The sequence below is a fragment of the Suttonella ornithocola genome (genome assembly GCF_001889065.1).
GTDB lineage: Bacteria > Pseudomonadota > Gammaproteobacteria > Cardiobacteriales > Cardiobacteriaceae > Suttonella_A > Suttonella_A ornithocola.
Genome location: NZ_LWHB01000084.1, coordinates 1 through 12,558 on the forward strand (window position 1 = coordinate 1; position 12,558 = coordinate 12,558).

17 protein-coding genes and 1 pseudogene are annotated in these 12,558 nt (G+C 39.2%); 14 read left to right on the forward strand and 4 right to left on the reverse strand.

Going from position 1 to position 12,558, the window contains the following annotated elements; all coding sequences use genetic code 11:
* The 7 genes from A5N85_RS17245 to A5N85_RS06880 all read left to right on the forward strand — a co-directional run.
* Positions 1–120 (forward strand): IS630 transposase-related protein (locus A5N85_RS17245; RefSeq protein ID WP_346243169.1); only part of this gene is annotated, 120 nt, incomplete at its 5' end.
* A gap of 90 nt (positions 121–210) precedes the next feature.
* A complete protein-coding gene (locus tag A5N85_RS15105; RefSeq protein WP_245936081.1) occupies positions 211–543 on the forward strand; it encodes a transposase in 333 nt (110 codons plus the stop codon).
* Between the two features lie 52 nt (positions 544–595).
* Positions 596–766 (forward strand): transposase, encoded by a 171-nt coding sequence (locus A5N85_RS16950; RefSeq protein WP_282955996.1) that lies wholly within the window; start codon positions 596–598, stop codon positions 764–766.
* Positions 763–1,200 (forward strand): tetratricopeptide repeat protein, encoded by a 438-nt coding sequence (locus A5N85_RS06865; RefSeq protein WP_072576567.1) that lies wholly within the window; start codon positions 763–765, stop codon positions 1,198–1,200. Before A5N85_RS16950 ends, A5N85_RS06865 begins: the two co-directional genes overlap by 4 nt.
* A gap of 53 nt (positions 1,201–1,253) precedes the next feature.
* Entirely contained in the window at positions 1,254–1,661 is a 408-nt protein-coding gene (locus A5N85_RS06870; protein WP_072576568.1) for a tetratricopeptide repeat protein, read from the forward strand.
* Positions 1,662–1,757: 96 nt separating this feature from the next.
* On the forward strand, positions 1,758–2,042 hold the full coding sequence (locus A5N85_RS06875; protein WP_072576569.1) for an HNH/ENDO VII family nuclease: 285 nt from the start codon (positions 1,758–1,760) through the stop codon (positions 2,040–2,042).
* A gap of 1 nt (position 2,043) precedes the next feature.
* Complete coding sequence (locus A5N85_RS06880; protein WP_072576570.1) at positions 2,044–2,490, forward strand: hypothetical protein; 447 nt, start codon at positions 2,044–2,046, stop codon at positions 2,488–2,490.
* Between the two features lie 341 nt (positions 2,491–2,831).
* On the opposite strand, the gene A5N85_RS17610 is transcribed toward A5N85_RS06880, so the two are convergent.
* The 3 genes and pseudogenes from A5N85_RS17610 to glyQ form a co-directional block, all read right to left on the reverse strand.
* Entirely contained in the window at positions 2,832–3,239 is a 408-nt protein-coding gene (locus tag A5N85_RS17610; protein ID WP_428843253.1) for a DALR anticodon-binding domain-containing protein, read from the reverse strand.
* Positions 3,240–3,317: 78 nt separating this feature from the next.
* Positions 3,318–4,909, reverse strand: a pseudogene (glyS, locus tag A5N85_RS16490) (glycine--tRNA ligase subunit beta); the annotation flags it as partial.
* Positions 4,906–5,811, reverse strand: a complete 906-nt coding sequence (gene glyQ / locus A5N85_RS06890; RefSeq protein WP_072576571.1) for a glycine--tRNA ligase subunit alpha — start codon at positions 5,809–5,811, stop codon at positions 4,906–4,908. The pseudogene glyS and the gene glyQ, both read right to left, overlap by 4 nt.
* 95 nt (positions 5,812–5,906) lie before the next feature.
* Between glyQ and deoD the strand changes: the two genes are divergently transcribed.
* On the forward strand, positions 5,907–6,614 hold the full coding sequence (deoD, locus tag A5N85_RS06895) for a purine-nucleoside phosphorylase (RefSeq protein ID WP_072576572.1): 708 nt from the start codon (positions 5,907–5,909) through the stop codon (positions 6,612–6,614).
* A 66-nt stretch (positions 6,615–6,680) separates the two neighbouring features.
* Here deoD and prmA read toward each other — a convergent pair whose 3' ends face one another.
* On the reverse strand, positions 6,681–7,568 hold the full coding sequence (gene prmA, locus A5N85_RS06900) for a 50S ribosomal protein L11 methyltransferase (protein WP_072576573.1): 888 nt from the start codon (positions 7,566–7,568) through the stop codon (positions 6,681–6,683).
* Positions 7,569–7,748: 180 nt separating this feature from the next.
* On the opposite strand from prmA, the gene purF reads away from it, so the two are divergent.
* The 6 genes from purF to A5N85_RS06930 all read left to right on the forward strand — a co-directional run bounded on the left by purF (position 7,749) and on the right by A5N85_RS06930 (position 12,552).
* On the forward strand, positions 7,749–9,266 hold the full coding sequence (gene purF, locus A5N85_RS06905; protein WP_072576574.1) for an amidophosphoribosyltransferase: 1,518 nt from the start codon (positions 7,749–7,751) through the stop codon (positions 9,264–9,266).
* A 166-nt stretch (positions 9,267–9,432) separates the two neighbouring features.
* Positions 9,433–9,840 (forward strand): transporter substrate-binding domain-containing protein, encoded by a 408-nt coding sequence (locus A5N85_RS17615; protein ID WP_072576575.1) that lies wholly within the window; start codon positions 9,433–9,435, stop codon positions 9,838–9,840.
* Positions 9,841–9,891: 51 nt separating this feature from the next.
* The gene (locus A5N85_RS17620) at positions 9,892–10,131 is read left to right on the forward strand and encodes a transporter substrate-binding domain-containing protein (RefSeq protein ID WP_428843254.1); all 240 of its coding nucleotides are present in this window, start codon (positions 9,892–9,894) and stop codon (positions 10,129–10,131) included.
* A 21-nt stretch (positions 10,132–10,152) separates the two neighbouring features.
* A complete protein-coding gene (locus tag A5N85_RS06920; protein WP_072576577.1) occupies positions 10,153–10,896 on the forward strand; it encodes a transporter substrate-binding domain-containing protein in 744 nt (247 codons plus the stop codon).
* A 7-nt stretch (positions 10,897–10,903) separates the two neighbouring features.
* A complete protein-coding gene (locus A5N85_RS06925; RefSeq protein WP_072576578.1) occupies positions 10,904–11,650 on the forward strand; it encodes a transporter substrate-binding domain-containing protein in 747 nt (248 codons plus the stop codon).
* A gap of 188 nt (positions 11,651–11,838) precedes the next feature.
* On the forward strand, positions 11,839–12,552 hold the full coding sequence (locus A5N85_RS06930; RefSeq protein ID WP_072576579.1) for a class I SAM-dependent methyltransferase: 714 nt from the start codon (positions 11,839–11,841) through the stop codon (positions 12,550–12,552).
* Positions 12,553–12,558: the final 6 nt, after the last annotated feature.

Sequence of the window (12,558 nt, forward strand, 5' to 3'; positions counted from 1 at the left end):
GCCTTGCTTAAGGATATTGAGCAGTATCCTGATGATTACCAATGGGAAAGAGCTAGACGTTTTAATTGCTCGCAATCAGCGATTTGTTATGCTCTAAAGCGAACTAAAGATAACGCATAAAAAAAGATTAACCAACATCCAAAAGCCGACACAGAGAAAAGAGAGCACTTTCAAGAACAAATAGTAGATAAGACCGCTCAAGACAAACCGATAGTCTATCTTGATGAATGTGGTTTTAAAGCCTTTGATCATAGACCTTATGGCTACAGCACAAAAGGACAAGTTTGTCATGGAAGTGATAACTGGCATTTAAAGAACCAGAGCAATGCGATTGGAGGCATTATCAATGGAGAATTGTTTGCCTTACGCTTATATGATGGTTCTATTAACAGCGATATTTTCTCTCATTGGGTGAGAGAAGCACTGTTACCTGAGTTACCTAAAAACAGTGTAATTGTCATGGACAATGCCGCTTTTCATAAACGCAGTGATATAGTCAAATCAGCTAAAAAACAGAACGTTATCTACCGCCAGAATGGCTAGATAAGGGCTATAGGATGTTTTGTTTTTTAGCTGATCGCACTATATTCAAGCAATCATTGAAGAGCATGGGCATGAGATAGTTTGGTTACCCCCTTATAGTCCAGACTTAAATCCTATTGAAAAGATGTGGGCTTGGATTAAGCAAATCCGCAAAGAATGGCGGATGGATTGTATTGATACTTTATTCTTTTATCTGCTTTGGATTGGGTTGGGTTTTAGATGATTGCACTATATAATCTTGGTTTGATGTATAGCGAAGGTCTAGGTGTCATGCAAAATTATCAAACAGCACATGAGTGGTACGAAAAAGCTGCTGCTCAAAGTTTGCCACAGGCGCAATACAATCTCGGGGTGATGTATGAGGGGGGGTGGGGCGTGAAACAAGATGACGCGCAAGCGCGGCAGTGGTGCGAAAAAGCCGCCGCACAAGTCTTTGTAGAGGCACAATTTAATCTTGGGGTAATGTACGCCAACGGTCAGGGCATCGCGCAAGATTATGTTAAAGCACGTGAGTGGTGGGAAAAAGCCGCCGCGCAAGGTTTCTCGGAGGCGCAACATGGGCTATTGAAGTGCATTCGCAATACAAGCCATCAACTGACAAAATTGCGATGTCGATTTTATCGGAATACGGTCAGGCAATTGCCCACTATACTCTAGGCTTTTGAAAAATCTACGCTACAATATTTTAAATTTACGTTAAAGAAAATACGATGTTGTCCCTAATTAAACCTACTTATCAATGCACCCTGCTCTCTCTACTCTGCGCGGCTGCCTTTAGCGCCCCGCAGCTAGCGCTCGGTGAAGAAAACAATCCTTTTGACGGTAAACCACTAGAAACCCTTATTGCACAAGCAGAACAAGGCAATACGAAAGCGCAAGCAGAACTTTCCATTCGCTACGGCGACGCAGGCAACTACGCCGATGCATTTAAATGGGCACAACCAGCCGCTGAAAAAGGCGACGCAGAGGCGCAATTCAATCTTGGATGGCTATATGAAAATGGTCAAGGCGTTACGCAAGATTACAATAAAGCCTGCCAGTGGTACGAAAAAGCGGCGGCACAAGGCTTAGCGAAGGCGCAACAAGCGTTGGAAGAATTACAGCAGAAAGGCTATTGAAGTGCATTTTGCGCACATCGCAAAATACACCGCGTCATCACGCGGAATATTAACCACCTGATTGCGCCATTTTTAGCACTGCTTTCTGAGGGGAATATGCGCACCAATGCTGAGCGAATGAAAAAAGGGGAAGCACCTTATGTCTGGAAAAACGGGAAATATGAGCAATTGCAATTGCACCACTCGCGTCAGGATAGTCGTGGAGCGTTATATGAACTAACAGAACCAGTACATCAGACAAAAAAAGGAGTTGGAGGTAAAGCACTACATCCTTATGGTAACAGCAGTCAGCATCCGGAACGTCCCGTCAATCGTCCTGCTTTTAACCAAGATCGTAAGCAATATTGGAAAGACCGTTTGAAGCAATTAGAAGGAAAGTAATATGAATCAGAAAGAGCAAATTGAGTATTTATTGTCGCAGCAGAGCTACACTGTTCCAGTCAGAAGCGATGAAGACAGAAAAGAAGCGCAAAAAATCATAATGGAATTAGGGGTAAGAGAAGGCTCACAATTTTATGAGCTCTACTCAAAATATTTTATGGAGAGTTTAGATCATCGCGGTGGAACATCTAGTATAATAGACCCTCTTCCGGATGGATTTTCATATGAATATTTCCAATTTGCATGGGGATTACCAGACAACTACATCCTTTTCACCACCGGTGAGGGCGAAGGTGGCTACCTTTATGAAACCCAAGAAGAAAAAGTCTGGGATTTTAACCTCGGAGAGCGAGAGCAACTGCTGGCAGGCACCTTACCGCACTGGAACAGCTTTTACGACTTCATGCTTTGGTATCTACAAAGCGACAAAGACGTTGACGACGACTGAGCGCAGCGATAGCAAAACCTACTTGTGACCCACTGCCCAAGAGCCCTTGGGCAATCGCAGTCAGCATCTAAATTATCTTGTCGATCGTAGCCTGTTCAGAATAAAGATAAAGAGCAATATTGGAAAGACCGTTTGAATCCATTAGAAGAAAAGTAATCTGTTTTTTGCAAGGTTCTCAAAAGATGGGCTATTGACGCGCATTTTGCGCACATCGCAAAATACGCCGCGTCATCATGCAAAATATTGACCACACGACTTCGTCATTTTTAGCGCTGTTTCCTAAATCGGAATAAAAAAAGCTGCACGACTTTCCGCGCAGCTTTTTTTAAATGAGCAATAACTTAGCTCGCCACACCAATCAATGATAAATCACCTAATTCATCAAAATCCCGTTGTAATGCTGAGAGCAAAGCCAAGCGGTTCATGCGCAATTTCGGTTCATCGCACATCACCATGACGTTGTCAAAGAAATCTGCCAATGGCTTAGAAAGCGTGCCTAATACGGCTAAGGCCTGCGGATAGTCTCCGTTTTCTAAGTGGTTATGCAATTCCGGTTGAATGCTTGTCCACTGTTGGTAAAGCGTTTTTTCTGCCACCTCTTGTAATCGGTTTTCTTGCGGGTCGTCTTTTAGGCTACCGTTTTTCTTGAGAATGTTGCGGATGCGTTTGGCACTGTCTAGGAAGCTCGCAGCGTTTTCTTGGGTTAAGAAGTCGCGTAAGGCTAAGACACGGCGGTTCAACGCTTGCAATTCACTGTCGCCGGTTTGCGCAGCGCGGAAGATGCTAGGGTCAATGCCCTGCTCTTTGTAGTGATTTTCTAAGCGGTCAAAGCTGTATTGGGTGAGTTCTTCGCTTAACGCAGCAATATCAAGTTTTAATGCATCACGGTTCGCCTGTAAGATTTGCAGGCTTTGGGTAAAGACATCGCGTAAGTCAATCGCTAAGGATTTTTCTAAGGCTAGACGCAATAAACCAATGGTCGCACGGCGTAGCGCGTATGGGTCTTTGCTGCCTGTTGGTTTCGCGCCAATCGCAAAGCCGCCAGCAAGGTTATCAAGTTTTTCTGCTAAGGCAAGCGTTGTGCCGACAGCGGTTTGCGGAAGCTCTCCGCCTGCGCCTAACGGGTAGTATTGTTCTTGCAAGGCAGCAGCGACTTCGCTATCTAAGCCTTCTTTTTCGGCATATTTTCTGCCATATAGCCTTGTAGCTCGGGAAATTCCATCACCATTTCGCTTAATAAATCGCATTTGGCGAGTTCAGCAGCTTGCTGGACTTTATCTTTATCCGCTTCTGTCAATTCCGTTAGATAGGCGGCGATTTTTGCCACGCGTCGGCTTTTATCAGCGATTGAGCCGAGTTTTTCTTGGTAAACGACGTTTTCTAATTTTGGTAATCGTTCGGATAATGAGTATTTTAAATCCTGATGCCAGAAAAATTCGGCATCGGCAAAACGTGGACGAATCACGCGTTCGTTGCCCATGCTAACCAGTTCAGGATGCTCACTGATGAGATTGGCAACCGCGATAAAACAAGGCAACAATTTGCCTTTTTCATCGACCACCGCGAAAGTTTTTTGATTATCCTGCATGGTGGTAATCAACACATCTTGCGGCACGTCTAAAAAACGCGCTTCAAATTCGCCATATATCGCTTGTGGATATTCGGTTAATGCTGCCACTTCATCAATTAATGCTTCTGGCATAACCGCTTTGCCCCCGACTTTATTCGCCACTGCCTGCACTTGCGAGATGATTTCCTGACGGCGCGCTTCGCTATCAACAATAACGTAGGCTTCAGCTAAATCCGCTTCATAGTTATCCGCATGACTAATCACCACAGGGGTTGGATGATGCACACGATGCCCTTGTGTTTCGCGCCCTGATTGCAGCCCAAAAAATTCTAATGGTAAGACTTTATCATCCGCTAATGCCACTAATGCATTGACTGGACGCACGAAACTTTGTTCGTTATCGCCCCAACGCATCCGTTTGGCAATCGGTAGTTTATGAATGACGGCTTCAAAAATTTCAGGGAGTTTTTCTTCAAACGTGGCGCTTGGACGTTCTTCACGATAAAAAAGGTGCGTGCCTTTTGGGGTTTCAATCGTGCTGAGTTCATCAGGGGAATTTAATCCGCAGCCTTTGGCAAAGCCGATGGCGGCGCGCGTCCAGTTACCGTCTGCGTCTTTAGCAACTTTTAGAGATGGTCCTTGGTTTTCCCAAATTTGTGGCACTTGTTTTTCACTTAAATTGCGCATCCGCCAAGCTAAACGGCGTGGCGTGGCGAAGGCTTTGATGCTCTCGCAGTTAAAGCCGTTTTCAATGAGTTGTTCTGCCCATAATTGCGTACCGGCTTCAGAGAGTTGTTGTACCGCAGCGGTTGGTAGTTCTTCTGTGGCAATTTCTAGTAAAAAATTCATACGTTTTCTCCGTTACGGCAAAGTGGGAAACCTAGTGCTTTACGCGCTTCAAAATAAGCAACTGCAGCAGCTTTAGAGATGGCGCGCACGCGTAAGATATAGCGTTGCCGTTCAGTAACCGATATGGCGCGCCGTGCATCTAACAAGTTAAACAAATGTGAGGCTTTTAGCGCTTGTTCATAAGCAGGCAATGCCAATTGTTTTTCGGCTAATTGCAATGCCATTTCTTCCGCTTGGTTAAATTGTGCGAATAATTGTTCGGTATTGGCGTGTTCAAAGTTATAAGCGGATTGTTCACACTCATTTTGTTGATGCACGTCGCCGTAGGTTAATACGCCGTTGCGCGTGGTTGTCCACACTAAATCATAAACGCTATCAACACCTTGCAAATACATGGCAATGCGTTCTAAACCATAGGTTAATTCTCCCATCACTGGTTTACATTCCATGCCGCCTGCTTGTTGGAAATAGGTAAACTGCGATGCTTCCATGCCGTCAATCCACACTTCCCAACCGAGTCCCCATGCGCCTAAAGTTGGTGATTCCCAGTTATCTTCCACAAAACGAATGTCATGAACCGCTGGGTCAATCCCAATCGCAAATAAGGATTGTAAATATAAGTCTTGAAAACGCGCTGGCGAAGGTTTCATCACTACTTGGAATTGGTAGTAACGCTGTAAACGGTTAGGGTTTTCACCATAGCGTCCATCGGTTGGACGGCGTGAAGCCTGAACATACGCCGCATTCCACGGTTCTGGTCCGATTGCGCGCAAGAAGGTTGATTCATGAAAGGTGCCTGCGCCTACTTCCATATCGTAAGGTTGCATGATTGCGCAGCCCTGCTCTGCCCAAAAGCGTTGCAAGGTTAAAATCATATCTTGAAAAGTAAGAGGTTCTGCCATGAGAATATCCGCTTAAGAAAAAAGAACCTATTTTAACTGTAGTGTCCAATGCTAGCAAAGATTGCTACAATAACTTTTTTAGATAGGAGACGTGTATGACCCCTCATATTAATGCTAAAGATGGTGCTTTCGCTGAAACGGTTTTAATGCCTGGTGATCCTTTACGTGCAAAATTTATTGCTGAAACTTATTTGGAAAATCCTGAAGAAGTGACCAATGTTCGTAATATGCTTGGTTTTACGGGTACTTATAAAGGAAAACGCTTATCTGTAATGGGACATGGAATGGGGATTCCTTCATGCTCTATTTATGCTAAAGAGTTAATTACTGAGTATGGCGTAAAAAATATTATTCGTGTTGGCTCTTGCGGTGCTGTGCGCGATGATATTCATGTTCGCGATGTGATTATTGGTTTAGGGGCATCAACGGATTCTAATGTAAACCGCACGCGTTTTTTAGGGCATGATTTTGCTGTAACGGCGGATTATGAATTGGTTGCTGCTTTAGTTGCTGCTGCAAAGTCGCAAAATATCAATGCAAAAGTGGGCGGATTATTCTCAGCCGATTTATTTTATAACCCTGACCAACGCCTGAATGAAGCGTTGAAAAAATATGGCATCATGGGAGTAGAAATGGAAGCTGCCGGTATTTTCGGTGTTGCCGCTGAGTTTGGTGCAAAAGCCGCTGCCATTTGCACGGTTTCTGACCATATTTTACGCGAGGAATACACCACTGCAGAAGAACGTCAAACGTCTTTTAATGAGATGATGATTATTGCTTTAGAAGCTGCATACTCTCTATAAAAAAGAAAATGCCATAAAAAATAAAGCCCGCTCAAGACAGACGGGCTTTTTTTATTCTCTAATAAATCAATGTTTGGGATGTAGTTCTAATAAAATCCAGCCTTCTTTGTCATCTATGCGATGAATGTTATAAGCCTCTTCATAATGTTCGCGAATAACACTTTCTTGTCTCTCTAGCAAACCCGCAAAGTATAAAACAGATTTTTCATGTAAATGTTTTTCAAACTGAGTACGCAACACACACAAAGGTTCTAATAAGATATTCGCCATTAAGATATCGACTTTAGGTGCATCATTTGGATTTTCACAAAGTGTAATTTTGTCTCTTACGCCATTTTTTTCGGCGTTTTCCGCCCCTGCTTGTAACGCCTGCGGATCAATATCTGTTTGCCAAACATGCTCAGCGCCTAATAATGCTGCGGCAATCCCTAAAATGCCGCTACCGCTGCCATAGTCATAAACGGTTTTATCTTGAAGCGTAATATGATTAACCAAAGCGCTAAGACACATTGCTGTTGAAGGGTGCGTTCCTGTCCCAAAGGCAAGTCCTGGGTCTAAACGTAAAACCGTAGCATTTGGTTCATCTATACGATGTTCTGTGGCTGCCACCCAAAAGTTTTTTCCAAAAGGAATGGGCTGAAAGTAATCAAGCCAAGCTCGTACCCAATCTTCATCTTTTAATAAATGCTCACCAATCGGATAATTATCGCCCAGACTCTGTTTTAAAATAGATAGCACCTCTGATTTATCCACTTGTAAATCATACAGTCCTGTTACTTTGGTGGTTTGCCATAAAGGTGTGGTACCAATAGGCGGTTCAAAAATTTCTTGCTCGTCGGCTGCTTGATAGGTAACAGCTAAAGCGCCTGAAAGTTCGAGCGCGGTTTCTAATAGTAAGGCTTCATCATCATTATGGGCGGTTAAAGTCAATTCCAACCATTGTTTTTCTGTCATATTTCAATCTCTCTGCTATTACAAATGAATTTTGTTGATTTTCTTAAATGTATTGTATCTAAATCTATTTGTTAAAAGTTTGGGATTATCACAATTCTTTCGCAAATTCCCTAAATATTAAAAGAATATTTTCAAACTTAATCGGTATAATAGCTAACTTTTAAGCTTATTAGGTTAGTTATGTGTGGAATTGTGGGGATTGTCGGTAAAGGACATGTTAACCAAGCGCTTTATGATGCACTAATTGTTTTACAGCATAGAGGGCAAGACGCTGCCGGTATCGTGACTGCTGAAAATGGACGCTTTTTTATGCGCAAATCCAATGGGCTAGTGGCAGATGTTTTTAGCGAGAAACATATGCGACGATTAGTTGGCAATATTGGTATTGGACATATTCGATACCCTACCGCTGGGAGTTCTTCTAGCGCTGAGGCGCAACCAATGTATGCTAATTCACCTTATGGTATTGTATTAGCACACAATGGAAATCTCACCAATGCCGATAAGCTTATTGGCGAAATTTATGCCAGTGATTTACGGCATATCAATACGCAATCTGATAGCGAAGCATTATTAAATATCTTTGCGCATGAACTTGCACGCGATGCAAACATTCCACCAACTCCTAATCAAATATTTGCAGCCATCTCTCGCTTACATGAGCGCGTTAAAGGCGCTTATGCTGTTGTTGCGTTGATTAGTGGCTATGGACTTGTTGCTTTTCGTGACCCCTACGCTATTCGCCCACTCATCTATGGCTATCGTGAAACAGATAATGGTACAGAATATATGGTCGCTAGCGAATCTGTCGCCTTACAAAGTCAGGGTTATAAGGTCATTCGAGACATTGAGCCAGGAGAAGCACTTATCATCACAGAAGATGGTCAACTTCATCATCAACAATGCGCACAAACTCCAGAAAGAGTCCCTTGTATTTTTGAGTACGTCTATTTCGCCCGCCCTGATTCTACTATCGACGGTATCAATGTGTATAAAGCGCGGCTCAGAATGGGAGAAAAACTCGCCGAAAGAATCGAAAAGGAATGGTCAAATCATGATATTGACGTTGTCATCCCCATTCCTGATACCAGTCGTTCATCTGCTATTGAGTTGGCAAACCGGTTAGGCGTTAAATTCCGCGAAGGCTTTATGAAAAATCGTTACATTGGACGAACTTTTATTATGCCAGGTCAAACTTTACGTAAAAAGTCTGTCCGTCAAAAACTTAATGCTTTGGAATTAGAATTTCGTGGGAAAAATGTTTTACTAGTAGATGACTCCATTGTTAGGGGAACCACTAGCGAGCAAATTATTCAAATGGCACGAGATGCTGGTGCGAATAAAGTGTACTTTGCAAGTGCTGCCCCTCCTGTGTGTTATCCAAATGTTTATGGTATTGATATGCCTACACATGAAGAGCTGATTGCCTATAATCGCAATGAAAAAGAAATTGCGCAAGAAATCGGTGCTGATAAAGTTATCTATCAAAAGCTAGATGACTTGGTAAAAGCCTGTTTAGCAACCAAACATTGTTTGCCCCAAAAATTTGATTGTTCTGTTTTTGATGGAAAATATATCACTGGAGATATAGACGAAAACTATTTCAAACGTCTACAACAATCACGTGCCGATAACAGTCGAGCACGCATAACCCCTATTGGTAATAAGCCAATTGATTTAATGAATGCCAATGATTAAACTCAAAATATGATATTTAACAAAGGAACATCATGATCAAAATTAGATATAGTCAAATCAACTAAAAAACAGGACGTTTTATAAACATTACCTTAGTGCTTCTGGCGGTAAATGGTGTTCTGTTTTTTAGCTGATTGCACTATATATTTTAATTTTAACCTCTCTTTTGCTACTTTCTTTTTACACTAGCGATGCCCAAACAAAGAATACTTATCAAGTTGTTAGCGAATCTGGATACATTCCCTTTGCTTATTGGGATGAAAACAATACTCCCACAGGATTTGATATTGAAATCCTCAAAGCAATTGCAAAAGTAGAAAATCTAAGTTTTGAGTACAAAACCATTCCTTGGAAAGTTATGTTTGACACTCTAGATAATGGCACTAGTGATATTATCACTTCCGGAATTAGTATTACTGATGAGCGTAAATCCAGATTCACCTTTACTGACCCCTATTTTCAATCAGATAAAACTGTTTTATTAGGTAAAAACAACGTTGATATTAAAAATATAGAAGAGCTCAAAAATCTTAAAGTTGGCGTAAAAGAAGCTCTACATCAGAAAAAGTTATAAAAAGCTTTAGGATTCAATAATATTATTCCAGAAAAAACAACCTTTCTTGCTATTAAAAAAGTTCTCACCGGAAAAAATGATGCTGCTGTGAGTGACTTTGGTGTAGTTAAATACTATCAAAAACGCTATAACGACCTTAACTATCTTGTCATTCCTAATAGTACCGTAGAATTTGGTTTTGGCGTAAAAAAAGGAAATCATGTTTTAGCTGAAATACTTAATCGTGGACTAAAAACAATTAAAGAAAATGGTACCTACGATAAAATTTATCAACAATATTTTGCAGATTGATACTACTTAACTTAAGAAACTATGAAAAATAAATTGACTCAAAGCATACTCGTTATAGCTCTTAGCATTGGTAATAGCTATGCTAAAGAAACCTATAAAGTAATGACAGAATCCAACTTTATTCCATTTGTCTATTTAGATGAACAAAAAAAACTAACTGGATTTGATATTGATATACTAAATGCTATTGCTAAAGTAGAAGAAATAAACTTTGAATATAAATCTACTATTTGGATTCAGCTCTTTAAAGCCATTGAGGAAAATGACGCAGATATAATTACTGCTGGTATTACCATTACAGAGGAAAGAAAAAAAATTGTTGATTTTACTCAACCTTACTTTACTTCTGAACAAAAGGTCTTTGCACGCTCAGGCTATTCAGAAAAAAAATTAGAAGATTTAAGAAATTCTAGTATTATTCTGAAAAAAGATACAACCTCCGATAACCTAATAAAATCTCTTGATTTTGTCAATATTTCTTATGATGATACTACTTTCAAACTTATAAAAAAAGTTCTAGGTGGTGAATATGCAGCAACCATTACTGATAGTGGCGTTGTAGATTATTACTACAATAGATATAAATCTTATCGACCTACCATATTTAGCATTCCTAATACTACAGAATACTATGGCTTTTGGGTCAATAAAAACAAAAAAGAATTATTAAATAAATTAAATAATGGTTTAAAAATCATTAAAGAAAACGGTCAGTATAAAGAAATTTATAACAAATATTTTTCTAATCAAAATACAGGTAATTGAGGTTTATATGAACCAAAAATCAATCGCTTTAATTATACTTAGCACAAATTTTTATCAATTAAGTTATGCGCAAGAAAATAAAACTTATTTAGTTATGGGAGAAAGTAACTCTATTCCATTTATTTATTTAGATGAGAAAAAAGAGCCTACCGGATTTGATATAGATATTCTCAAAGCAATTGCAAAAGTAGAAAATTTAAATTTTGAATATAAAACTACCATATTTGATCTTCTATTTGATAATTTAGAAAATAAAAAAGCTGATATTATTAGCTCTGGTATCACTATTACACCCGAACGACAAAAGAGAATGGCATTTTCCAAACCTTATTTTGATTCAGAACAGATGGTTATGGTTAATACCGCACATAAAAATATCTCTAATTTAGAAGAATTATCAAAATATAATATTTCGCTCCAAAAAGATACAACCTCAGATGCTCTTCTAAAAAAAATAGGTGGCTTTAATCATCTAAACTATGAAGAAAACACTTATCTTATTATTAAAAATACGATTAGTGGAAAAACAGATGCTGCTATTAGTGACTCCGGTATCATTCAATACTATAAAAATCGCTTCGAAAAATATCAACCAAAAATTTTCTCTATACCCAATACAAAAGAATATTATGGCTTTGCTGTTAGAAAAGAAAATCAAGAACTACTTGATAAAATCAATTCAGGAATAAAGACTATTAAAGAGAATGGGACTTATGAAAAAATATATAATAAATATTTTTCAAAATATGAATAATCATATATAAAAATCATCTAACATATAAAATAATGTATTTTTAAATAATTACACCAAATAGCTAAATATTTATAAATTTAAATAAAATCATTATATTACTACAATATCATATACAAAAATGCGTAGGCATAAATATTCAGCTATATAAGAAAGTATTTTTTTCACTTTTTAATATATCTTCACTGATCATGTTATCCTTTCCTTACTTAGCAACACAAAACTTAGATATACCTACGTCTATTCCTCTACATATTATTGATAAACCTTTATTAAACAAATATTATCTTATTAAAAATTCTAATGGAATATGGCAATTATCATACAATGAGGAGAAGCCTATTTATATAGATTTCTCAGATAAATACTATCGTTGTAGAGGTGGTAAAGAATATCTTCCAAAAGCTTTTAAGAAGCTACCGAATCATACTATCTTAGATGCAACTGCAGGCTGGGGAAGAGACGCATGGTTATTAGCCTATAGAGGATTTAAAGTAACATTATGCGAACAACACCCTGCGCTTTATTTAATGCTCAAACAAGCCGTTGAGCGTGCAAAAAATGAATTACTAACTACCAAAGCCGCTAGCAATCTATTAACAATTTACGGAAATTCTGAAGAACACATTAAAAATAATGGCGAAAAATATGATGCTATATATTTGGATCCAATGTTTCCACCCCGAACTAAGCAAGCCAAAGTAAAAAAAGATATGCAAATTTTACATACTTTAATTTCAGATTTTCCAAATAATGGCGATCAGTTACTAGATATAGCTATTAATAGCGGCTGCAAAAAAATTATCGTTAAACGCCCAAAAGGCGCAGATTTTCTAAATAATATGCCACCTCACCATAGCTTACAGGCACCAAATACTCGATATGATATTTATATCAATAATTAAATCTCA

Bases quoted from the DNA above. Each gene is read 5' to 3' on its own strand.
- A5N85_RS06865 (WP_072576567.1), top strand. From the start codon at position 763: ATGATTGCACTATATAATCTTGGTTTGATGTATAGCGAAGGTCTAGGT.
- A5N85_RS06870 (WP_072576568.1), top strand. From the start codon at position 1,254: ATGTTGTCCCTAATTAAACCTACTTATCAATGCACCCTGCTCTCTCTA.
- A5N85_RS06875 (WP_072576569.1), top strand. From the start codon at position 1,758: ATGCGCACCAATGCTGAGCGAATGAAAAAAGGGGAAGCACCTTATGTC.
- A5N85_RS06880 (WP_072576570.1), top strand. From the start codon at position 2,044: ATGAATCAGAAAGAGCAAATTGAGTATTTATTGTCGCAGCAGAGCTAC.
- glyQ (WP_072576571.1), bottom strand. From the start codon at position 5,811: ATGGCAGAACCTCTTACTTTTCAAGATATGATTTTAACCTTGCAACGC.
- deoD (WP_072576572.1), top strand. From the start codon at position 5,907: ATGACCCCTCATATTAATGCTAAAGATGGTGCTTTCGCTGAAACGGTT.
- prmA (WP_072576573.1), bottom strand. From the start codon at position 7,568: ATGACAGAAAAACAATGGTTGGAATTGACTTTAACCGCCCATAATGAT.
- purF (WP_072576574.1), top strand. From the start codon at position 7,749: ATGTGTGGAATTGTGGGGATTGTCGGTAAAGGACATGTTAACCAAGCG.
- A5N85_RS06920 (WP_072576577.1), top strand. From the start codon at position 10,153: ATGAAAAATAAATTGACTCAAAGCATACTCGTTATAGCTCTTAGCATT.
- A5N85_RS06925 (WP_072576578.1), top strand. From the start codon at position 10,904: ATGAACCAAAAATCAATCGCTTTAATTATACTTAGCACAAATTTTTAT.
- A5N85_RS06930 (WP_072576579.1), top strand. From the start codon at position 11,839: ATGTTATCCTTTCCTTACTTAGCAACACAAAACTTAGATATACCTACG.